Raw genomic sequence first — 23,672 nt, forward strand, 5'->3', positions numbered from 1 at the left:
ATTTGTTTTTCTAATTATTACCAATCTGTTATAGAAGCATAATTTAAGTTATAGGTATCCCTAAAAATAGCGGGGTAATTATCATTGTATTTTTTGATCCATTCTGGATAATAATATGTAGCTTTTAAGGTATCTCCTTTCCATACATACTTTGCAAAAGGTTTTCCTTTTTCTGGAACATTTTGTAAATCAAAGTTATCACTAAGACCACTTTTAAATTTACAATCCATGTCTTGAGACCAAATCAACTCTACTTCTGTGTCAGAAATAATTTTAACAGGGTACGTATAATAACATTGACTATGCAATTCAATTATTATTCCTTGTTTAGAAATTCTTAATTCACCCCATCGACTAAAAATAGAATAGTAATCTAAATTAATTAAAAAACCACTAAATACATATCCTAATCTTTTTGTATTACTTTCCTTATCTATAAATTCAGTTTGATACCAATAGCCTTCAATAGGATACTCTTCTTCTTTATCATTATACTTCATTTCAATATCTGTCTTCTCTAGAATAGTTATCTCAGTACCATAATCAAATTTACCTATTACATTACCATATGAAGCTGGTTGATCACGAATAAGTAGGCCGTTTTTTGCAAAAACTTTATATCTATTATTTAGAGTAATGTGGGGCTTGTATTTGTATTTTTCTCCATCCCATGCGAGAATCTCATTACAATCAATTACTAAATCGTTAACTTCATTTGTTTTTGATGCCAACACTCCCAACCTTTTTATACTTCTTTTCGGTATTGCTATATTTCTATTAGGATTATATTCATGAAATAGCACGTCTAACTTATCAAATCCTTTGGTAATTTTATTATATGTTAAAGTCAATTGATCTATATGACCATCATTATCTAAATCAAAATCAATATACTTTCTAGACTCAACAATCGATTGGTTTTCGATGAGGTTTATACAATCTACTCCAGTAATTGCCTTTCTTTTGCCTACTTGATTGACAGAAACTCTCTTAAAATTATAACCATCCAATACAAAAACCTCTTCTTTATCATCACAGGAAAGTGTTGTTGTATTACTGTAAACACTTGCAGCATGAGTCTCAATAGTGAAATGAAGTTTCTCTTCTTTCATTTCCATTTCAATACCATTCCAAGCTTTTCCTACTTCTTTTGTTCTTCGAAATTTTTTTCCATCATAAGTCATAATGAAATAAGAACTTCCTTCATGGCTTACATAACTATACTCACCTTTATCATAACATCCTTTTCTATTTTCTAACAAAACATCTAACGCTCCATCGTTATTAAAATCGTCTTGCAGTTGAATATACAAATTCAACTTTTCATTGTAATTAATAAGTATCTGTTCTTTACCATTAACATTAGCCAATAATTGCCTACCACAATGATCTTTACCTTCTTTTAATTGATAAGAAATAGTAACATCCTGTTGTTTTAAAATCTCTTCTTTGTCGGTTTTGCAACACATCAAAGACATAAAAAAAGTTAAAATGGTACTACAGGAAAAAAACTTCATATAAGGTATTAATTGTAAATGAGAAGTAATGTTAAAGAAAATAACCCAAAATGAATATTATGATTGTATTATTGCCTGTATTAAAGTAATATTCGCAACTATTGTTTCTCTAAAAAACGGACCACCTGATCAGGAAAATCGCTAAAACAACCATCTACTTTTGCTTCAAATAGTAGGATTTTTATATTTTCTTCAAAAGAAGAAAACTCTCCTAATTGGTCTGCTCTCAACGTGTAGGTATGCACTTTTAAATCTAAATCATGTGCGTCATTTACTAATGAAGTAAATTGCCATTTTCCATCTACTTTTTTATCTACAATTTGTTTATACCATGGACCTATTCCATCAGCATAAGTGGCAAAATATGCTAACTGTTTGGTTTCTTCAGGAAATTCAATTAATTGAATTAAAAACAATTCAGATTTTAATTCTTTTCGAATGCGCTCTAACTCTTTTGCATCAAAACATTGGAAGATACATTTATCTGATTTGCTTGTATAACCGTACTCTGCTAAAATTGAAAGTGTAATTTTAGCGATATCTTTTCCTTCTTTATGATGGAATTCAGGATTTTTAATCTCTGGGTAAATTCCAATATCATTTCCTGTACTTGAGTTTAATCCTTGAATTAACTCTATCTCTTGTTGCAGTGAATGCAACCTAAAATTTCCTTTTCCTTTGGGGAAACGATTCGGATAAAATTGTTTTCCGTTTTCATGATTAAATCGTTCATAAACTTGAAGCTGTTGTATTTCTTCGAAAGTAAAATCTATAACATAATAACGTCCATCTTCTCTTTTTCTATCTGGAAATTTTTCTGCTACGTTAGTTACCTCGTCCAAGTGGATATCGTGAATTACTACTGGCACACTATCTTTACTTAACACCAAATCTTGCTCAATATAATCAGGCTGCATCGCATACGCCATTGCTTTTGCTTCCATGGTATGTTCAGGTAAATATCCTGATGCTCCTCTATGCGCTACTACAATTTTGGATTTCATAGGTTTTGGGGTTGGTTTTTCTTCGGTTTTACAGTTACTAACACATAAGATAACTATTGCAACAACTAAATATCGCATTATTTTTTGGTTTGATACATTTCTAATGGCATTAATAATTATGACCTGGTCCATAGCATCGTTTTTTTGAAGAGTCCAGCTTTTACCAATACATGAAGTTCATTTTCTTTTAATTCTAAAATAGCATTGTACCATTTATTACGTTTAATACTAAATATTTTTCCTTTCCATTCACCATCTTTAACCTGAACGTCTTTTACAATTTGCTTTCCTACTTTAGCTTTACTTGTATCAGAAGAAACTATAAATCCGTTACATACTCCTTTATTTTCTTTGATCTCTATTTTAGTATTGAATCTTGCTGTATTCCATACACCTACTATTGCTTCCTGAGCATTTAGTGTTGAAGAAAATAATAGTGTAAAAATGATAATTAATTTCATTTGATAATTTTATGTACCAAAACATTATAAGCATCCAATATTTTAGTCAAAAAAAATTATTTCTTAATTAGTTTGGAAATATAACTATTTTTTTTCTCATTGTTTATATTAATAAAGTAAACCCCCAAAGGTAGATCTTTAATATCAATTTGAAGATCTTCATTAGTTTCTTTTGTTAAAATTAACTGCCCTTTAATATTATATAGTGCTACTTTAAAATTACTGCTGATACTATAGTTTTCAATGTTTACAATATCTGAACTAGGATTGGGGTAAATATTAAAAGAAGTATTGGGTTTTAAAGACAAATTATCATTAGTTAAACTTAGAGTAGCTGTAATATCTAGTTTCATCACAAAAAAGTCTGAACCTCCATTAGAATTTACAGGAAAAGATATATTGTTACCAATCGTAAAATCAATATTTTCTTTAAATATGCCCGAAATCACCCAAGCATTATCGGTTATATCTGCTTCATAAACATTTTCGTTTCCTGTTCCACTAATCATTGAACTCCATTCTATTGCCCCATCTACTGTATTTAATCTAGCCAATAATATATCTTGAAGTATTGGAGTATATGTAGTATTTCCGAACAAAAAGTTTTTTTCTTCAATAGAATTAACATCCCCTGCATAGTATAAATTATTGTTATTATCTAATGAAAGGACACCTCCTTGCTCTGGGTCTAAAAAGTCAGGGGTATTATACCAAGGCCCAAATGTTGTAACCCATTCAAAATCACCTGAAGCATTTAGTTTGTGAATGAATTGTTGACTTTCAGTTGTTTCAGATCTACTAATAGAAAAAACTTCAGGTCCAGGATCAAAATCTATTCCACTAGTTGAACCTTGGTATACCCCACTAGTATATACATTCTGCTCCTGATCGACAGCTATCGAGTGAATTACCGTATTATATGGATTTTTTAGTTGCTTTGCCCAAATAAAATTGGCTTCTGAATCCAATTTTTGGATATACCCATCTTGAGTTATTGGAAAACCTGTAATAGACAGCCCTGTTTCTTTCATTATAAAACTCCCCTCCCCTTTATAGTCAAAATTATTTTCAAATAAAAAAAGACCTGCTATATAAATATTATTATCATTATCGAAAGTAATGTCTTTGGGAATTGTTACACCTGTTGCATAAGCCCACAAAATATTTGCATCTGAATCTATTCTAATTAAGGTACTAGATGCCGGTATGTTATCTGATGGGCTAGTCAGACTAACTGTTGACGAAAGTTGTATGAACTCATGAAATAAAATACTTAAAATAACATCCCCTGTATTATCTTCTGCCATAGCGTACAAGTAATCAGCACCAATCGAACCATAACTATTTGCCCAAACTAAATTCCCGTTAGAGTCTAAATGTATTATATAAGTATCATAATCACCATTAGAAATTAGATCAAAAGTATTATTGCTTGGATCTGCATCTATGATACCTTTATATATACCTCCAATTAGCACTCCTCCATTGATTGTGGAAGATAAAGATAAAACTTGCATTTCATTTGAAGTATTTAGGCTTTTAACCCATAAAAGATCTCCATCAGAATCTCTTTTTTCTATAAAAACATCTGTATTTCCCAAATATGGTAAGGAAAATTTGCCATAGGAAAAAGGTTCATTATAATTCCCAGAGGTAAAAACATTTCCATTATTGTCTAAATCTGTTAAAACAAAGTGTTCATCATCTTTAGATCCTTGACTTTTAACCCAGTCTAAATTTTGTGCTGTGGTTAGCAAACTATAGAGTAAAATCAACGGTAAAATTATACGAACTCTAATTTGCTGTAGGTAAGGTAATCGTTTCATTTTGTGTTTTTGTATAATGTAAAAATGGCAAATACACACAAAATTAACCTGACACAAATGTGACAGAATTATGTTAAAATTTTCTTTCTAATTCTACTTAGGGTTTGACGCTCTATCCCTAAGTAACTTGACAAATGAGAAATTGAAATACGATTTCGTAATTGTGGATTGTTTTTCAAAAAATTCAAGTAACGTTCTTTCGTATTTTCAAATAAAAAACTTTCGATTGTTTTTTGCCTTTCTATGAGTACTTTTTCACCTATTAACCTCCCAAAACGTTCGTAGTTTTTATATTTAGAATACACCTCTTGAATCATATCATAACTGAGTTCAATTACAGAAGTTTGTTCTAAACATTTAAAATTATAATTTGTGGGAATTTGTTGTATAAATGCACTGTAATCCGTAGAAAAACTATTATCAGCATTAAATCTTATACTGATTTCTTTTCCTTTTTTATCAATGTAAAATTGTCTTATTAACCCTTTTGAAACAAAGGCCATACTTCGTTGAACTTCACCTTGTTTTAAATATAAAACTCCCTTTCGGAAGGTTTTTAATTTTAAATTAGGTTTTATTAAATTAAGTTCTTCAATTGTAAAATCAGGAACTATTCTTTTATAAAAAGAAAGATAATTTTCAATTTCACTAATCATTGGTAACTCTTTTAATTTTAACCAACTCCTTTTTCAAATTGCTAATTAACCTTTGAACGTTAGACTCATTATATTTTTTATTATAAAAATAACTCATAAGATTAATCCATTTTTTCACCCGCCTTCTTAAAATTCTATTAGCTATTTTATCAACATATATAGATTTTAAATCTCTATCAAAGAAGATTACTTAATACCTTTTTTCATCACATCAGTAATCATTCCAATCGATGTTTTGGATTTTCAATTCTTGATCCTACCCTATTCCTAATATAACATATTTAAAACAAAGACTTTAAAAAGCAAACTTCCCTGAGGTTATTCTTGGCGTACGTTTTGAAAGAAATGATAAAAGAGCGTATTAATACGCTCTTTTATCATTTCCTTCGTAAAAATTAATGAAGGCTTCATTTACTACTCGATGCCCTCCTGGTGTTGGGTAATCTCCTGTGAAATACCAATCTCCTGTATGTCCTGGACAAGAATTATGTAAACCTTCAACAGTTTGGTAAATAATATCTACTTCAGCTTTCACATCCTCTGTCTTTAACATTTTACCAATTTTAGCTGAAATTTCTTCATGCGTAAATGGCGCGTAGATTTCTTTAACAAAATTTATAATCTCTATATCTTGTTTTCCTCTCTGCTCAATACATTTTTGATATACTTCATCAACAATATGATATTGATTCGTTTCTTTTAATAATTCTAATGCTGCTTTAAATGCAATAAAATCACCAATTCTAGCCATATCGATTCCGTAACAATCTGGATAACGAATTTGAGGTGCAGAAGATACTACCACTATCTTCTTAGGATTTAATCTATCTAAGATTCTGATAATACTCTTTTTTAACGTAGTACCTCTTACAATACTATCGTCTATAATTACTAAATTATCAGTTGGTTTTACTACTCCATAAGTAACATCATATACGTGGGCTACCAAATCATCTCTACTGTTATCATCTGCAATAAAGGTCCTTAGTTTAGCATCTTTAATTGCTATTTTTTCAAAACGTGGACGTTCTGATAAAATCTCCGTTACTCTTTGCGCAGATAATTTTCCTCCTCCAGCTAAAATTTCCGCTGTTTTTTGCTGGTTTAATACATCTTCTGCAGCTTCCATCATTCCATAAAATGAAGTTTCTGCTGTATTAGGAATATAGGTAAATACGGAATTAGAGATATCATCATTAATAGACTTCATCACTTCAGGAAACACATACTTTCCTAAGTTTTTTCGTTCTTGATAAATATCTGCATCACTACCTCTAGAAAAATAAATACGTTCAAAAGAACATGATAATTTCTCTCTTTTCTTTAATACTTTCTCTATAGAAGTAGTTCCATTTTTCTTAATAATTAAGGCTTTTCCTCTTGGTAATTCTTTTACTTCTTCGATAGGAACATTAAAAGTAGTTTGTATAACTGGTCTTTCTGAAGCTACCACAACCACTTCATCATCTTGATACCAAAAAGCTGGACGAATCCCTGATGGATCTCTTAATACAAAAGCATCTCCATGCCCTAATAAACCAGCCATAGCATAACCTCCATCCCAGTTTCTAGATGATCTTTTTAAGATGCGTTGGATATCTAAATGTTCTTCAATAAATGGAGAAGCTTGTTTTTTATTGAAACCTACAGCTTTTGCCTTTTTGTAAGTGTCTGCCACTTCATCTTCTAAGAAGTGCCCAATTTTTTCCATCACCGTCACCGTATCCGTTGCTTCTTTGGGATGCTGACCTAGAGTAATTAATTCTTTCATTAACTCTCCAGAGTTTGTCATGTTAAAGTTACCTGCAACAATAAGATTTTTATGTTTCCAATTACTTTGACGTAAAAATGGATGCACATTTTCAATGCTATTTCCACCGAATGTTCCATAACGGACATGTCCTAAAAACAGGTTTCCTATATATGGCATATTTTCTTCTTGCCATTGAACATCTTCCAATTTCTCTGGATCTTTCTCAAAAATATCGTTAATTCTATTATTGATTTGGCCAAAAATATCCTGAATTGGTTGCGTTTTATTCGAACGAATTCTGCTAATGTATCTTGTGCCCGGATCAACATTAAATTTAATACTGGCTAAACCAGCACCATCTTGTCCACGGTTATGTTGCTTTTCCATAAGCAAGTACAACTTGTTTAATCCATAAAAAGCAGTACCGTATTTTTCTTTGTAATATTCTAAAGGTTTTAATAATCGTACTAATGCTATTCCGCACTCGTGCTTTAAAAAATCACTCATTTATCAGAAGTTTTGTGCAAAGTTAATGTGATATTTTTATTTGATAAGGGTTTTGTATTAAAAATTATTTCCTCCATTTTTTATAATTGTATATCTCGTTTTTATCTTTAGAAAAACACTTTCATAATAATAATACGAAATGCTCGAAATTAGTATGGTAGTTGATAGTAATAAACTATAAACAAACCAATTAAAATCATAATTGTATTTTTTTGCTATAATTAATGTAGGAATTAAAACTATAAAATGATACATGTATATTCCATAAGATATTTTTCCTAAGTAATTTAAAACCTTCCATTCTAACACTTTTGACAAACTAGTATTACTGGCCAAATTAATAATGAGAACACCAAATAAAACCCCGTAAAACAAATAATGAAAAAAAGGTATTCTAATGCTAAAAGTTAGAAGTACTACAGTCAGCAATAAAGTAATGTAAAAGGTTGCTCCATTTACTAAATACTTTAAAAACCTATGTTTTTCGAAAAGTAATAAAGCTAATAAACTACCTATAGCTATAATATCAATATTAAAATGCATCCAAAACTTTTTAATAATCTCGACATACTTAAAATCAAAAATATTGATATACAAGAAAACTCTTACTAGGGCATGAATTATAATAACAGTAATAAACAATTTATACCTATTTCTCTTTATTTTTTTTAGTAGTAAAGGCCAAATCAAATAAGCTTGCTCCTCTGTTCCTATAGACCATGCTGGTGCTATATATGGTAAAAAACCATAAATAGCAGTAACTAAGTTTGGTAGAAACAAAATATGCAACACAAGAGTTTCGAAAAAGTTGTTTTTTATTGGGTCTTTCATCCTAGGAATATCCCAAAAAGAAAAGTTTTGAAGTACAAAAAAAACGATAATAATAATGAGAAAGTATAGCGGAGCAATTCTTAAGAAACGCCTCATGTAGAATTTTTTTACATTAATAGTACTTAACTTATTTTCTTCAAGTAATAATAAGTATGTAATTAAAAAACCACTTAACACAAAAAAAAGCATTACTCCTATTTTCCCACAGATTTTAGCAAAAGGAGCGACTGTGCCATCTCCTAAATTAAAAAACAATTTTAATTGTTCTGTATGATTTATGATGACAAAAAAAGCAGCTATAAATCTTAGTCCATTTAAATTAGGAAAGTAAATTCTAGCTGCTGAAATCATAAAATTAAACTAATTCTATATCGAATTGTGTTAATTTCTTAAATGCCTCTAAACGTGTTTGTACTTCGTCTTTCGAAAGTTCTTGCATACGTTCTGTACCAAACTTTTCTACACAGAAAGAAGCTAAATTAGATCCGTAGATAATAGCGTTCTTCATGTTTTCAAACGAGTAATTTCCTGTTTTACTTAAATAGCCACAGAAGCCACCTGCAAATGTATCTCCTGCTCCTGTTGGATCAAATACTTCTGCTAATGGTAATGCTGGAGCAAAAAACATATTATCATCGTTAAATAATAACGCACCGTGCTCTCCTTTTTTAATTACCACATATTTTGGTCCCATTTCATGAATTTTCTTAGCTGCATTTACTAATGAATACTCACCACTTAACTGACGTGCTTCTTCATCATTGATTGTAATTACATCTATTCTTTTTAATACTTCATGAAGATCACTCAATGCTATATCCATCCAAAAGTTCATCGTATCTAGTACCACTAACTTTGGTCGTTCATTCATTTGATCTAAAACTGATGCTTGTGTAAGTGGATGTAAGTTTCCTAACATTACTACTTCAGCATTTTTAAATGTTTCAGGCACTACTGGATTGAATGTTTCTAATACATTTAGTTCTGTTACTAATGTATCTCTAGAATTCATATCGTTATGATATTTTCCACTCCAGAAAAATGTTTTTCCATCTTTCACAATTTCAATTCCAGAAGTATCTATGCCTTTATTTTCCATCATATCTAAGTATGATTGTGGAAAATCTCCTCCAACTACAGATACTACTCCTGTTTGTACACCAAATTGTGAAGCTGCTAAACCGACAAAAGTTCCTGAACCTCCTAATATTTTGTCAGTTTTACCGAAAGGTGTCTCTATTGCATCAAAAGCAACAGTTCCTACCGCTAATAGTTTACCCATTTATTAATTTTTATCAGTAATTTTGCACGGTAATTGCACAAAATAATTTATAAAGTGCAAAAATAGTTCTAAAAAATGACTATCAAAGAAATACAAGAAGAAATTATCGATGAGTTTTCAATGTTTGAAGACTGGATGGAGCGATATGAATATATTATAGAGTTAGGAAAATCCTTACCTCTTATAGATGACCAATATAAGCTTGATGAAAATCTAATCAAAGGATGTCAATCTAAAGTATGGATGCATTCTGAAATAGATACTGATAAAATTAAGTTTACTGCAGATAGTGATGCTATTCTTACCAAAGGAATTGTAGCGTTATTATTACGTGTGTTTTCCGACCAAACTCCTAAAGCAATACTAGATGCTGATACTAGTTTTATTGATGAAATTGGTTTAAAGGAACATTTAAGCCCAACTAGAGCAAACGGATTGGTATCTATGGTAAAACAAATTAAAATGTATGCGATTGCGCAGCAAGCCAAATTATCAAGTTAATTATGACCGAAGAAAAATTAGAAGAATTAGGAGATAAAATCGTAAGAGTTTTAAAAACAATATTCGATCCTGAAATTCCAGTAGATATATATGAATTAGGATTAATCTATGATGTTTTTATTTCTGAAGAAAACGATGCTAAAATTTTAATGACCTTAACTTCACCTAACTGCCCTGTTGCGGAAACGTTACCTGTTGAAGTAGAAGAAAAGGTAAAAACATTAAAGGAGATTAACGACTGTGAAGTTGAAATTACGTTTGATCCTACATGGACTCAAGATATGATGAGTGAAGAAGCAAAACTAGAATTAGGTTTATTATAATGGAAGATGAAATTGTAAATAGAGTCGCCAACAGTAAATTAATCAATATAGATTTGGAGGATTATTATGCTGAAGGTAAACGAATATTGTTTGATATTTCTGATTGGTTATTTGAAGGTTTACTGCTTAGAGAAAAAGACTTTAGAGAACAGGTTAAAAACCATGATTGGTCTCAATATCAAGATACTTTTGTAGCCTTACACTGTTCTACTGATGCTATTATTCCTTCTTGGGCTTATCTATTACTAACGACAACACTAAACCCTTTTGCTAAAAAGGTTGTGATTGGGAGTTTGGAATTGTTAGAAACTGTAATCTTTGCAGATATCATACAAAATTTATCTGTTGAGGAGTTTAAAGATAAACCTGTAATTATAAAAGGTTGTAGTACTAAACCTATACCAGATAGTGCATATACATTGTTAATCTCTAAAGTTCAACCTGTTGCCAAAACCATCATGTTTGGTGAAGCGTGTTCTACTGTTCCTTTGTACAGAAAAAAAGGGTAATTAATTATATTTCCTGTGACTTTTAAACTTTATTTTTGTCTAATGTTAGTAACGAACTAATATCATAAAATAAATAATTAAAAACATGAAAAAATTAGTTATAGCTACAGCATTGTTAATGAGCACCTTTACTTTTGCTCAAACAATCGAGGAGTTAAAAGCAGAAAAGGCGAAGAAAGCTGCAGAAGCAGCAAAGTTACAGGCAGAAGTAAATGCTTTACAAGCAAAAATTGATGCTTTTCCTGGATGGAAATTTAGTGCGTTTGGTACAATTGGTGCTAATTTTTCTGGATTCAATGATTGGTTTTCTAATGCAGTGCCAAATTCATCTGCTGGTAACATTGGGATTACTGTAAATGGAGTAGCAAATCTAGATAGGGAAAAGTTTTTCTGGAGAAACTCTGGGAATTTAAATTTAGGATGGGTGAAGTTAGATGACAAAAATGACCCTACTGATGACACAAGTTTTAGAGGAACCACGGATGTATTTACGATTACTTCTCTTTATGGTCGTAAAATAACAAAAACATTAGCTGTTTCTACCTTAGGAGAATATAGAACTTCTTTTATTAGTAATTTTAATGATCCTGGTTATTTAGACGTTGGGGTTGGTGCTACTTGGACTCCAATTCCTGAATTAGTAGTTGTTGCTCACCCATTAAACTATAACTTTGTGTTTAGTAGCGGAGGTAATACTTTTGACTCTTCTTTAGGAGCTAAAATTGTTGCTGAGTATAATAAAACATTTGGAAAATTAAAGTTTAGATCTAATTTCTCTACCTTCCAAAGTTATAAGTCATTTGACTTATCTAACTGGACTTGGATTAACTCTTTAGGGTTTAATATTTGGAAAGGAATTGGTGTTGGTTTAGAGTCTGGTTTAAGAGACAACAGACAAGAAGTATTTAACTTAGATTTAAATGCTGATGGAACTCAAAAATATTCAAGTTTAGATAACACTCCAACTAAAATACAATCATACTGGTTAGTTGGTTTAAGTTATGCTTTCTAATAAAGATAATTTCATATACTATTTTAGCCCCAAGATTTTTATTCTTGGGGCTTTCTTATTCAAGACAACCTTTTTAAAAGTAGAGAATAAGTAAAAGATTCAAAAAATAAATCAAGCTTTCGAATAATGTTCTAAGCTATAAGAATTAAAATATAGCTTCAACTCAGTTTTTGTCTTTTGTCTTTCTTCTTCTTTCTTTAGTCAGAAATAATAGTATTTTTACAAAAAATCAAACGCAATGGGATTACTTATTTTTTATGGTGTTATATCTATCTTTTTTTCTTTTCTATGCTCTATTCTAGAAGCGGTTTTATTAAGTGTTACACCAACTTTTATTAATGTAAAGAAGAATGAAGGTAAATCATTCGCAACAGAATTAGAGAAATTAAAAAAAGATGTAGATAAACCTTTAATTGCTATTTTAACTCTTAATACTATAGCGCACACTGTAGGTGCAATTTTAGTGGGGTCTCAAGCAGAGAGTGTGTTTAAAGACAATCCAGGAAGCGGAATTTTTAGTGGCGTTTTTATTGTTTCTGCTATAATGACTATATTAATTTTAGTAGCTTCTGAAATTATTCCAAAAACTATTGGAGCTACATATTGGAAATCATTAGCAGGTTTTACAACTACTACATTAAATATTCTAATCACAGTTTTAAAATATACCGGTATCATTTGGGTACTACAATTATTTACTAAAATGTTTGGTAAAGGTGGGCATGGAGAGAGTGTTTTAAGTAGAGAAGATTTTTCCGCTATGACAGAAATTGCTGAAAAAGAAGGTGTTTTTCAGGAGAGTGAAAGCAAAGTAATACAAAACATGCTAAACTTTAAAGAAGTAGCGGTAAAACATGTAATGACTCCTCGTACTGTATTAAAAACTGCTGATGCATCTCAGACCATTCAGTCTTTCTTTGATGATAATCCTACATTGCGCTTTTCACGTATTCCGGTGTATTCAGAAAGTTCAGATAATATAATAGGTTACTTTTTAAAAGATCAGCTTTTAGAGGCTATTATACGTGGTCATGGAGGTGAACCATTATCTACGATTAAGCGTGATATTATTATAACCAAAAGAGATTTACCAATTCCTGAGTTATTCGAAAAATTAATTGAACAAAGAGAACATATTGCTTTAGTTGTTGATGAATATGGTTCAGTAAGTGGTTTAGTTACTCAAGAAGATGTAATAGAAACATTGTTAGGCTTAGAAATCATGGATGAAAGTGATAAAGTAGCTGATTTACAAAGCTTAGCTAGAAAAAGTTGGGAACAACGTGCTAAACGATTAGGTATTATTGAATAATATGAACCTCGTTTAAGAACAAAAGTGTTACTTCGAATGAAATTCATTAGAGTAAAGCGGAAATGAATATTGTACTTCTACTATTGCTCAATGTAGCTATTGAGAAGTAAAAATATTTTTTCAATACAATTTTACTTCATTACAGTTATATAAAATCACAACCATTAGCATCTGCTATATGTTTTTGATATTAAAGCCTAGTAAAAGATATACAGCCCTCTTCTTTTTCTTGATAAAAAGAAACAAAAATCAAGACCTATGATAAGAGTTTACGTTGAATAATATATTTCCTCATAAAAATAAAACGAGATGCTAAAAAGCATCTCGTTTTTTTATGTATAGTAACTAGTTAGTTAATTAACTTAGTTATTAATTGTCCAAGAAATGTAATATAAGCTTCCTATACTTCCTGATCCAGGAGCTACTAAATATTCTTTTCCTAATAGATTGGTTCCACCAATTTTAAACCTCGATTTAATAGATGGAATACGGTAATTTAATTGCGCATCTAATACAGTTCTAGGATCTATATATCCTTTTGCAAAAGTAGATACCCATCTGTATTTATCTGACCATCTTGCATTCACATTAAAGCCAAAATTTTTGAAAAGTTTAGTACTTCCTAATTGAACTTTTGCAGTGTGCTTAGGCGTATTAAAGTTTGGTTCAAATGATCCAAAGTCTAAATCTTCTTGCAATTTAAAGTCTGCATAATTATAATTTAAACCTAAATCAAAAAGTCTAAATAATTTAGTGTGAACCCCTAAACCTACACCATATGATTGTACTTCAGATTTTGCATTCGTAATTAAGTTAAACTCTCTTACTGCACCTATTCTTATAGCTTCAGCAGCAGTTGCATCTAATTGTCCAGTTGCAATTACTTCTCCAGCATTTGGAACTACAATGTCTTGAAAGAACACAAAGTTATTATGGAAACTATAATATGCGTTAAAATCTACATCTAAATTCGCTTCTCCAAGTCCGATAAGACTTCTATACCCTAACTCAAAAGTTTTAACTTCTTCTGGTATAATCTCAGTATATTCTGACTTTATATTCTGTCCAACATCAGCTATAAAATCTAAATCATAAACAGATCTAGTTAATAGTGCATTATTAATTAAATCACTTCCTGTAATTTCTGTATTCTGAATCGCGATTCTTCTAATATTATCACCAACAGAACCTACTGTAGTTTTTCTAGCAGAAGGAGCAAAAATATATTGCTCTTGTATTGTTGGGTTTCTAAATCCTGTTTGATAAGACGCCCTAATTATATGATCTTTATCTTCGCCTAAGGCATAGTTTAACGCTAATCTTGGAGAATAGTTAGGACTAAAGTTTTCTGATTTATCAAAACGAATTGATCCTGTAAATTTCAATCTATCTTCAAGAAACTTCTTTTGTAATTGTGTATAAAAACCGTACTCTGTAATATCTATTTTCTCAGCACGATCATTAAAGATTGTTCCTTGAGATTCTGGGTTATAAACCCTGTAAGAACCACCTACTTGTACTTCTGCCCATTCGTCTAGTAAACTACTAAAGTTATAGTTTCCATCTATATGAGTGTATGCACTTCTATCGTAAATCTTACTTCCACCCTCAGTAATAAGTGTTGATGTAGCTAAATCAAATCCTTGATTAAACTCAGGTGTACCAGGGATTAATCTAAATTGATCTGCGAAATCTCTTGATACTTCTCTTAATGAAGGATCAACGTCATTTACATCAAAAGGATTACCTGAAGGACCAATTAAAGATGCATTATTATTAATTAAAGTCATGTATTGAATACCGTAGTAATCTCCCCAAGTAAGTCTTCTTCCATTAGATAATACTGGTAAATTAGCATCAGCTAAAACATTTAACCCTTGTGCTGTTCTTGTTAAATCATAAGTATCACCAGCATCGTTTCTTGTATAATATCCCCTAACGAAAAAGTTATCTCCTTTTACTTCTAATTTAGATTGACCAATGTAATAATTACGTTGTGCAAATCTTGATGCTATTCCTTGAAACATGTTATCTCCTCTAGCAATTCTTGTCGCTAATTCAACTTCTAAAGATTCATCTTTAAAAGGACGGTAATGTAAAGAAGCAGAGAACTTTAAGTTTTTAGATCTATAATCTCTAACCAATTCACTTTCTGTATACCCTTTTCTACTTACGTGCGTACCTATTTCAAATCCAGGATCGGTTGGAAAAAATAAACCAAGTGCATTAAGTAAGTTATTTGAATTTGCTAAATCTGCAAAATCCTCATCTCCATAAGTATTCACTCCATCATAATCTACAGGACTATCGAAACTTCCATCAATGATTTCATTGGTGTCTATTTTTTTATTTCTAAAATCGGTAGCATGCCATTCTTCAGCTTCGAAATATGAAAAATTAACTTTAGCAGCAAAAGCATCGCTAAACTTGTGAGCCATACGAATTGAAAAATCATAAAATGGATTTGTTCCTGCTGCTTGTTGTCTTGTAGCTCCACTTTTTAACAAAAAACTAACCCCTTCAAAATCGAAAGGACTTTTTGTATTCATGATCATAATACCATTATAGGCATTAGCTCCATATAATGCAGAAGATGCTCCTGGTAATATTTCAACATTTGCAATATCAAGCTCTGAAACTCCTGATAAATTTCCTGCACTAAAATTTAATGCTGGTGCCGATGTATCCATTCCATCTACTAACTGCACAAATCTTGAGTTATTGAAATCGGCAAAACCTCTCGTGTTAATAGATTTATATCCATAACTCACCTCTCTTGCATCTACTCCTTTTAAATTTACTAAACCATCATAAAAAGAGTTGGAAGAATTCTTTTTAATATCAGTAAGACCTAGTCTCTCAATAGTTACAGGAGATTCAATAATTCTTTCCGGAACCCTAGATGCAGAAATTACTACTTGATCTAATAAAAAGTTTTCCTTAAGAATTACATTTACAACTTGATCAGCTTTAACAATTTCAACGGTTTCAGCTTGGTGACCAAAAGCAGTAATTTCTAGAGTTTGAGGTAAATTTCCGTCAATAATAATCGTAAATTCACCACTAATGTTAGACTCTGTTGCAAATAATCCGTTTGTGATTTTTGCATTGTAAAATGGTTCTAAATATTCATTATAAACCACTCCTTTTATTTTTACTTGAGCATACGTTGAAACGCAACACAAAGCAAAAACAATTAGTACTAATTGCTTCTTAAACATTTTAAATTAATTAAATTTTTGGGAAAATTATTCTTCTAATGAAAAGTTAATTGGAAAACCATATTTAACTGCAACTCGTTTTCCGTTTTTCTTAGCTGCTATAAATTGTGGTAGTTTTGTTACTACTCTCTTAGCCTCATCATTTAGTATTTCGGCATTTTCAGGACCTAATGCTTTGATATTTCTAACATCTCCATTTTTATCTATGATAAATCTAATCCATACTTCTCCTTCAGTTTTGTTTCTTACAGCTTCTCCTGGGTACTTGAAATGTTCTTGAATATGATTAATCATTTCTTCATTGAAACAATCATATGCTTCGTTTCTCTTCACTTTTTTACACTTCGCAAATAAAGGAATTTTATCTACAGAATTAAACCTATCTGCATTTCTAACTTCTTCTTCAGAAAGAGATGCGGTTAATGCTGCTATACTATTAGTTGCTGTTTTTTTCTTTACGGTAAGTTTGTTAGATATTGTGTTGCTTCCTGCTATTTCAGTAATTCCAGAAGTATTTAACGAATTAGCGCTAGAAACAGCCTGCTTTTTTCTTATCTCTCTTTTCTTTAGAAACCTTCTTTTAGAAGCAGATACACGTACAGTAATTTGCCTACTGCTTTTTCCTTTACCTTTCTTAGCAGGTTTAATAGAACACTTTGTAATACTGTTTAAATCTTCAAAAGAAGTTTCTTCTTTAGATTCACACACTTCTTGTGTATAACTATTAAGGGATAATAATACTACTATTAGTAAATATACTTTCTTCATATTTTAACATTTACGAATTACTGCAGTAGTTGGTTTAGTTTTCGGGCGCGAAAGTACAACTATTTTTATGTTAAAATCATATTTAGCAAAATTTTAACAAATAATAACTCCTATTTTGAATGATTTGCAATTATTGCTTATACTATGTTAATACTTTTCAATTTTTCATCAGCAAAAAATACTATTTCAATATATCGTATTCAAAATCAAACATGTAAATTTTAATTTCATAATGTTAAAAATGAGTGCCGTTAAAAATAAAAAAAGACAACCTTAAAAGTTGTCTTTTTTTATAAACTAATATGTTTATTAATCGTTATTGATTTACGATCCAAGAAATATAAAATTGAGAGCCTACATTTCCAGCTTCAGGAATACTTATATAATCTTGACGTAAAATATTAGTACCACCTAATTTTACAACTGATTTAATAGATGGTATTGTGTAATTTACTTGTGCATCTAACACTGTTCTCGCTGGAACAATTCTATCTATAAATCTTGTTTGGTATAAAAATGCATCTTGCCATCTAGCATTTACGCCAAAACCAATATTTTTAAATAATCTTTCGTTACCAAATTGAACTTTAACCGCATGCTTTGGAGAATTAAAGAAAGGCTTAAAACTGAAAGCATCTTTATTTTCTATAGTAAAATCAGAAAAAGCATAACTTGCACCAAGTTCAAAATTTCCTACAACTTTAGTATTAAAACCTGCTGAAAATCCAAAGGCCTGGATTTCAGATTCACTATTGGTATTGATTATATATCTCTGGAAATCATTTAATGCTATTGATCTTACTGATCCACTAGCAGGATTGTCTACAGTTCCTTCAAATGGCACTACCACATCCGTTGATGTAATAAAGTCTTTGTGGAAATTATAGAAACCTACCATATCGAACTCAAAAAGTTTTCCTCCAATGTTTACAGCACCTCTATATCCAGCTTCAAATGATTGCACCGTTTCTGGCTGTAATAATTTTGCTTCAGATTTCACTAATAAACTTGGATCTACTACTGGGAACCCGCTTCCATCTAGATTTCCATTTACTGCATTAGATCTAAAATTTCTTTGAAAAGCTGCAACTGATTCAGCAGTATAGGCATTTTCAAATGCAGATACTCCTGTTAAGGTAACTGTTCTAGTATTGTCTGACACAAACTCTCTTATTGTTACCTCTCTTGGTAAATTCTCCGCTACTGAACCTAATAAGATTGAGTTCCCTAATTGCAAACCAACATACTGATCTTGAGAAGTTGGGTTTCTAAAACCTGTTTGGAAACCTATTCTAAAGTTATGATCTCTCTTTTCACCTGCTGCGTACGAAAGAGTTGCTCTTGGTGAGAAATTTCCATCAAAGTTTCTTGATTTATCAAAACGCATAGTCCCTGTAAACTTGAAACGATCGTCACTAAACTTCTTTTGTATTTGTGTGTATATACCATATTGTCTATATCTTAGTACGCCATCATCATCAGTATATACCTGACCTTGAGAATCTAAGGCAAAACTTCTAAAACTACCTCCAACTTGAATATCAGCAAAATCAATATAATCAGCTAAATTTACGTTAGCATCTACATGATAATACCCTGAATTTTCAAATAATTTAGCTCCTCCTTCAGATAAATTTATACTTTCTGCTAATCTGAGACTATTCTCAAATTCAGGAGAACCTGGTTGTGGTATATCTCTATCAACAAAAGCTCTTGCTGTTGCATGTGCATTTTCAACAGACAAACCATTAGCTAGCATACCAAAAAATGCTCCTGCATATTCTGTAAAGAACGTACCATTACTCTTTAAATTATTAGTTACAAAAATTCCTGCTAATCTACTATCTATAGAGTTACCTGCTCCATTTTCATTAAAATACCCTCTAACAAAGTAATTTTTTCCTCTAGCTTCTACTCTAAATTGTTGCATAGAAGAATTCTCTTGGAAATATCTGTTACTTGATTGAGCTACATTAGTTCCTAAATTAAATTTAGCTCCTAACATAATTTCTGTTGAATTAGCTCCCCAAGGGCGGAAGTGCAATGCTCCATCAAAAAGGGTAGATCTAATTCTATAGTCTATTAAATCGCTTTCATTAAATCCTGTTCTACTTACTCTTTGATCTACTACATTTGGAATTCCTGCTATTAGTGCTAAGGGGTTGCTACCTGCGAAAGGTGAAGATGGATCAGCTGCTAATGGAAGAGCTAATAATGCTAAATCAACTAAGTTTAATGTTGTCTCATCACCATATACATTTACCCCATCATAGTTTGGATTAGTAGAATGATCTACACTTGAACCTCCACTACTATTACTTCTATCTCGAGCAACCCAATCTTCTCCATTTACATAATGAAGATTTACTTTACCTGCTATCCAATCATTAAACTTGTATGCAAATCTTGCTCCTATATCGAAAAAAGCGTATGTGGCTCTATCTTGTTGCTCAGTTATTCCTGATTTCATAGCAACACTTACACCGTCGTCATCAAATGGATTTTTACTAGTCATTAATACGATGTTGTTGAAGGCATTCGCACCATATAATGCAGATGCAGCTCCTGGTAGAATTTCAACATTTTTTACATCTAACTCATTTAATCCAAAAAGGTTACCTATGGCATAGTCGAAAACGGGTACGGCTGTATCGTAACCATCTACCAACTGTACTGCTCTAGTGTTTGCTGTACTACCAAAACCTCTATTGGAAACTATTGCCTTAGTTAAATAGTTATTATCTAAAACATCTATTCCTTTTAAGTTCCCTAAACTTTGGTAAAAGTTAGGTGAAGGTGTTTTTTTAATATACTTCTCATCTATTCGCTCAATAGTTACTGGTGATTCAGCAATTCTTTCTGGGGTTCTCGAAGCAGAAACAACTACTTGGTCTAAAGCTAACGTTTGTTTAAGAATAACATTTATTTCGTCATCAGCACCAGATACTTGTATAGTTTCAGTTTGATATCCAACAAGAGATACATTAAGTATTACGGGGAATTTTTTTACTTTAACTGTAAAGGCTCCATCAAAATCAGAACTTGCTGTTTTTCCTTCACTAGTTTTAATAGTGGCTCCGGGGAACGGCTCTAAATATTCATCAAATACTAGACCCGAAATTTCGTTTTGGGAAAACAAAAAACCGCTACTTACAAGAAGTAGTAGCATGAGTACTTTTTTCATCATTCTTTGTTAAATTTGTTACAATCGCCAACAACTTAAACAAAATATTCCCAAATTCCAAAAAATAGGCTTTTATTATTTTTAAAAAAAGAATAAAAGGCAGTCTAAATTTAGACTGCCTTTTAAAACTTTAAACACGTTATTGATTCACTGTCCAAGAAATATAAAATTGAGAACCAATGGTTCCTGCTTCTGGAACACTGTTGTACTCATTTCTTGTGATATTAGTTCCTCCTACTTTAAAAACTGATTTAATAGACGGAACAGCATAATTTAATTGTGCGTCTAAAACAGTTCTAGCTGGGAGAACTCTATCAATAAATCTGGTCTGATATAACATGGCATCTTGCCAACTTGCATTAACTGCAAAACCAAAGTGTTGGAATAAGCGCTCATTACCAAATTGAACTTTTGCAGCATGTTTAGGCGCATTAAAGAATGGCTTAAACACAAAGTTATCTTTATTGTCTATTGTAAAATCTGAATAGGCATAACTACCTCCAAGGGTGAAGTTACTAAAGATTTTAGTATTAAATCCAGCAGTGAAACCAAAAGCTTGAATTTCAGAGCTACTATTGGTAACTATACTAAATGTTTGAAGATTTCTATTTGCTATTGATAAAGGAGCTCCAGAAGTGGGATCATTAACATTTCCAACGTAAGGTACTACAACATTAACAGGTGTAATGAAGTCTTCGTGAGCATTAAAAAAACCTACCAAATCAAATTCAAAAAGTTTATTGGCAATATTAGTTGCTCCTCTATATCCTACCTCAAAAGATCTTACAATTTCAGGTTGTACTAAACTAGCAGTAGACACTTGTAGTAATGTAGGGTCTGCAGCTAACGTTCCATTAAGTGCATTTACTCTAAAACTATTTTGAAATTGCTCTACCGATTCAGCTGTATATGCATTATTAAAGGCATCTTCTCCTGTTAATGTCACTGTTTGTGCTGCACCAGAAGCATCGGTAAATCCACGTGTAACTGTTTCTCTTAATAGGTTTTCTTGTACTGAACCTATTAAAATAGCTCCTCCCAATTCTAAACCTAAATATTGATCTTGTGATGTAGGGTTTCTAAAACCTGTTTGAAAACCAATTCTAAAGTTATGATCTCTTTTTTCTCCTGCTGCATATGAAATTGTGGCTCTTGGAGAAACATTACCATCAAAATTTCTAGATTTATCAAAACGTAATGTACCTGTAAACTTTAGTCGATCATCTAAAAACTTCTTTTGTATTTGAGTGTAAACACCATATTGCCTGTATCTTATTATTCCATCATCATCTGTATATACTTGTCCTTGAGAATCTAGTGCGTAACTTCTAAAGCTACCTCCCACTTGTATGTCTGCAAATTCTATGTATTCGGATAAATTTAAATTTGCATCAGCATGGTAGTATCCAGAATTCTCTATAAGACCTCCTCCTCCTTCAGCTATTGGAGTAGATCTGGCTAAACTCAACCCATTTGAAAATTCAGTAGAGCCTACTACAGGTTTATCTCTATCTACAAATGCTCTAGCTGTAGTGTGTGCATTATCATTTGTTAAACCATTTGCTAACAAACCAAAATACATGGTAGCATATTCAATAAAATAGTTTTCATGTGTTTTCCAATTATTTAATAAAAACACACCTCCTAACCTAGAATCTAAAGTGTTTCCAGCATCATTTTCATTATAATATCCTCTAATAAAATAATTCTTCCCTTTAAATTCAATCTTATATTGTTCCATAAAAGAATTCGTTTGTAGGTATCTATTACTTGCTTGAGATATATTATCACCAATATTAAATTTTGCTGCTAAAATAATTTCAGTGTTATTTTCTCCCCAAGGTCTAAAATGTAATGCTCCATCAAATAAAGTTGATCTTAATCCGTAGTCTATTAAATCTTTTTCATCATATCCAGATCTGGTTATTAGTTGATTTTCAACACCTGGAACTCCTGCAATTAGATTTAACGGATTAATACCTAGTGGCGCAAATGCGGGAGAGGCCAAAATTGCTAGATCTACTAAGTTAATAGAAACTTCGTCTCCATATACATTTACTCCATCATAAGCTGGATTGGTAGAATGATCTACACTAGCCCCACCATTACTATTGCTTCTGTCTATAGCTGCCCAGTCTTCTCCTTTTATATATGTCATATTAACTTTACCAGCTATCCAGTCGTTAAACTTATATGCGAATCTAGCTCCAACATCATAAAAAGCGAAATCACCTCTTCCTTTTTGAGTTGTTACACCCGATTTGGTATACACACTGATTCCATCATCATCAAAAGGATTTTTACTGGTCATTAAAACAATGTTATTTAACGCATTTGCTCCATATAATGCTGATGCTGCGCCTGGTAGAATTTCCACATTCTTAACATCTAGTTCATTGAGTCCAAAAGTATTTCCTAATGAATAATCAAAAACGGGTACGGCAACATCTACTCCATCAACTAATTGAACAGCTCTTACGTTATCTGTACTTACAAATCCTCTATTTGAACCTATAGCTTTAGTAATAAGGTTATTATCTAATACATCTATCCCTTTCAAATTTCCTAAACTTTGATAGAAATTAGGTGAAGGAGTATTCTTTATGTATTTCTGGTCAATTCGCTCAATTGTTACTGGCGATTCTGCAATTCTTTCTGGGGTTCTCGAAGCAGAAACTACCACTTGATCTAAGGCTAGTGTTTGTTTGAGGATTACATTTATCTCATCATCTTTACTTGATATCTGAATTACTTCTGTTTGATATCCAATTAAAGACACACTAAGTGAAACAGGGAATTTTTTCACTTTAATTGTAAAAGCTCCATCAAAATCTGATCTGACAGATTCTCCTTCGCTAGTTGAAATATTGGCTCCTGGAAATGGTTCTAAATATTCATCAAAAACTAATCCTGAAATTTCGCTCTGAGCAAGCAAAAAACTGCTGCTTACTACAAGAAACAGTAAGAGTACTTTTTTTATCATACTTTGTTAGATTTAATTACTA

At 31.3% G+C, this 23,672-nt stretch carries 17 protein-coding genes; 5 read left to right on the forward strand and 12 right to left on the reverse strand.

Going from position 1 to position 23,672, the window contains the following annotated elements:
* Nucleotides 1-17: 17 nt before the first annotated feature.
* The 8 genes from BVC87_RS01630 to BVC87_RS01665 form a co-directional block, all read right to left on the reverse strand.
* Nucleotides 18-1,469 (reverse strand): SH3 domain-containing protein, encoded by a 1,452-nt coding sequence (locus BVC87_RS01630; protein WP_075340589.1) that lies wholly within the window; start codon nt 1,467-1,469, stop codon nt 18-20.
* Between the two features lie 146 nt (nt 1,470-1,615).
* On the reverse strand, nt 1,616-2,653 hold the full coding sequence (gene glpQ, locus BVC87_RS01635) for a glycerophosphodiester phosphodiesterase (RefSeq protein ID WP_075340590.1): 1,038 nt from the start codon (nt 2,651-2,653) through the stop codon (nt 1,616-1,618).
* Nucleotides 2,638-2,982 carry a DUF2147 domain-containing protein gene (locus BVC87_RS01640; protein ID WP_075340591.1) on the reverse strand — a complete coding sequence of 115 codons (345 nt, stop codon included), beginning with the start codon at nt 2,980-2,982 and terminating at the stop codon, nt 2,638-2,640. The genes glpQ and BVC87_RS01640 overlap by 16 nt, the downstream gene beginning before the upstream one ends.
* A gap of 56 nt (nt 2,983-3,038) precedes the next feature.
* The gene (locus BVC87_RS01645) at nt 3,039-4,808 is read right to left on the reverse strand and encodes a T9SS type A sorting domain-containing protein (RefSeq protein ID WP_075340592.1); all 1,770 of its coding nucleotides are present in this window, start codon (nt 4,806-4,808) and stop codon (nt 3,039-3,041) included.
* Between the two features lie 68 nt (nt 4,809-4,876).
* Nucleotides 4,877-5,464, reverse strand: coding sequence for a Crp/Fnr family transcriptional regulator (locus BVC87_RS01650; RefSeq protein WP_075340593.1), 588 nt, complete (start codon nt 5,462-5,464; stop codon nt 4,877-4,879).
* Nucleotides 5,465-5,825: 361 nt separating this feature from the next.
* The gene (locus BVC87_RS01655; protein WP_075340594.1) at nt 5,826-7,724 is read right to left on the reverse strand and encodes an amidophosphoribosyltransferase; all 1,899 of its coding nucleotides are present in this window, start codon (nt 7,722-7,724) and stop codon (nt 5,826-5,828) included.
* 57 nt (nt 7,725-7,781) lie between these two features.
* Nucleotides 7,782-8,906, reverse strand: a complete 1,125-nt coding sequence (locus tag BVC87_RS01660; RefSeq protein ID WP_075340595.1) for an acyltransferase family protein — start codon at nt 8,904-8,906, stop codon at nt 7,782-7,784.
* Nucleotides 8,907-8,910: 4 nt separating this feature from the next.
* Nucleotides 8,911-9,837 (reverse strand): PfkB family carbohydrate kinase, encoded by a 927-nt coding sequence (locus BVC87_RS01665; RefSeq protein ID WP_075340596.1) that lies wholly within the window; start codon nt 9,835-9,837, stop codon nt 8,911-8,913.
* A gap of 75 nt (nt 9,838-9,912) precedes the next feature.
* Here BVC87_RS01665 and BVC87_RS01670 point away from each other — a divergent pair, with 75 nt between their 5' ends.
* The 5 genes from BVC87_RS01670 (at nt 9,913) to BVC87_RS01690 (ending at nt 13,494) form a co-directional block, all read left to right on the forward strand.
* Nucleotides 9,913-10,338 carry a SufE family protein gene (locus BVC87_RS01670; RefSeq protein WP_075340597.1) on the forward strand — a complete coding sequence of 142 codons (426 nt, stop codon included), beginning with the start codon at nt 9,913-9,915 and terminating at the stop codon, nt 10,336-10,338.
* 2 nt (nt 10,339-10,340) lie between these two features.
* The gene (locus BVC87_RS01675; protein WP_075340598.1) at nt 10,341-10,661 is read left to right on the forward strand and encodes a DUF59 domain-containing protein; all 321 of its coding nucleotides are present in this window, start codon (nt 10,341-10,343) and stop codon (nt 10,659-10,661) included.
* Nucleotides 10,661-11,170 carry a DUF2480 family protein gene (locus BVC87_RS01680; protein WP_075340599.1) on the forward strand — a complete coding sequence of 170 codons (510 nt, stop codon included), beginning with the start codon at nt 10,661-10,663 and terminating at the stop codon, nt 11,168-11,170. The genes BVC87_RS01675 and BVC87_RS01680 overlap by 1 nt, the downstream gene beginning before the upstream one ends.
* A gap of 85 nt (nt 11,171-11,255) precedes the next feature.
* Entirely contained in the window at nt 11,256-12,182 is a 927-nt protein-coding gene (locus tag BVC87_RS01685) for a DUF3078 domain-containing protein (protein ID WP_075340600.1), read from the forward strand.
* A gap of 238 nt (nt 12,183-12,420) precedes the next feature.
* Entirely contained in the window at nt 12,421-13,494 is a 1,074-nt protein-coding gene (locus tag BVC87_RS01690) for a CNNM domain-containing protein (RefSeq protein ID WP_075340601.1), read from the forward strand.
* Between the two features lie 362 nt (nt 13,495-13,856).
* On the opposite strand, the gene BVC87_RS01695 is transcribed toward BVC87_RS01690, so the two are convergent.
* The 4 genes from BVC87_RS01695 to BVC87_RS01710 form a co-directional block, all read right to left on the reverse strand.
* Nucleotides 13,857-16,715 carry a TonB-dependent receptor gene (locus BVC87_RS01695; protein WP_075340602.1) on the reverse strand — a complete coding sequence of 953 codons (2,859 nt, stop codon included), beginning with the start codon at nt 16,713-16,715 and terminating at the stop codon, nt 13,857-13,859.
* Nucleotides 16,716-16,742: 27 nt separating this feature from the next.
* On the reverse strand, nt 16,743-17,483 hold the full coding sequence (locus BVC87_RS01700; protein WP_075340603.1) for an energy transducer TonB: 741 nt from the start codon (nt 17,481-17,483) through the stop codon (nt 16,743-16,745).
* Between the two features lie 316 nt (nt 17,484-17,799).
* A complete protein-coding gene (locus tag BVC87_RS01705) occupies nt 17,800-20,667 on the reverse strand; it encodes a TonB-dependent receptor plug domain-containing protein (RefSeq protein ID WP_159439299.1) in 2,868 nt (955 codons plus the stop codon).
* A gap of 139 nt (nt 20,668-20,806) precedes the next feature.
* Nucleotides 20,807-23,650: a carboxypeptidase-like regulatory domain-containing protein gene (locus tag BVC87_RS01710; RefSeq protein WP_075340605.1), complete on the reverse strand. Its 2,844-nt coding sequence runs from the start codon at nt 23,648-23,650 to the stop codon at nt 20,807-20,809.
* Nucleotides 23,651-23,672: the final 22 nt, after the last annotated feature.

It is taken from the genome of Tenacibaculum agarivorans (assembly GCF_001936575.1).
In the GTDB taxonomy this organism is placed as follows: Bacteria; Bacteroidota; Bacteroidia; order Flavobacteriales; family Flavobacteriaceae; genus Polaribacter; species Polaribacter agarivorans.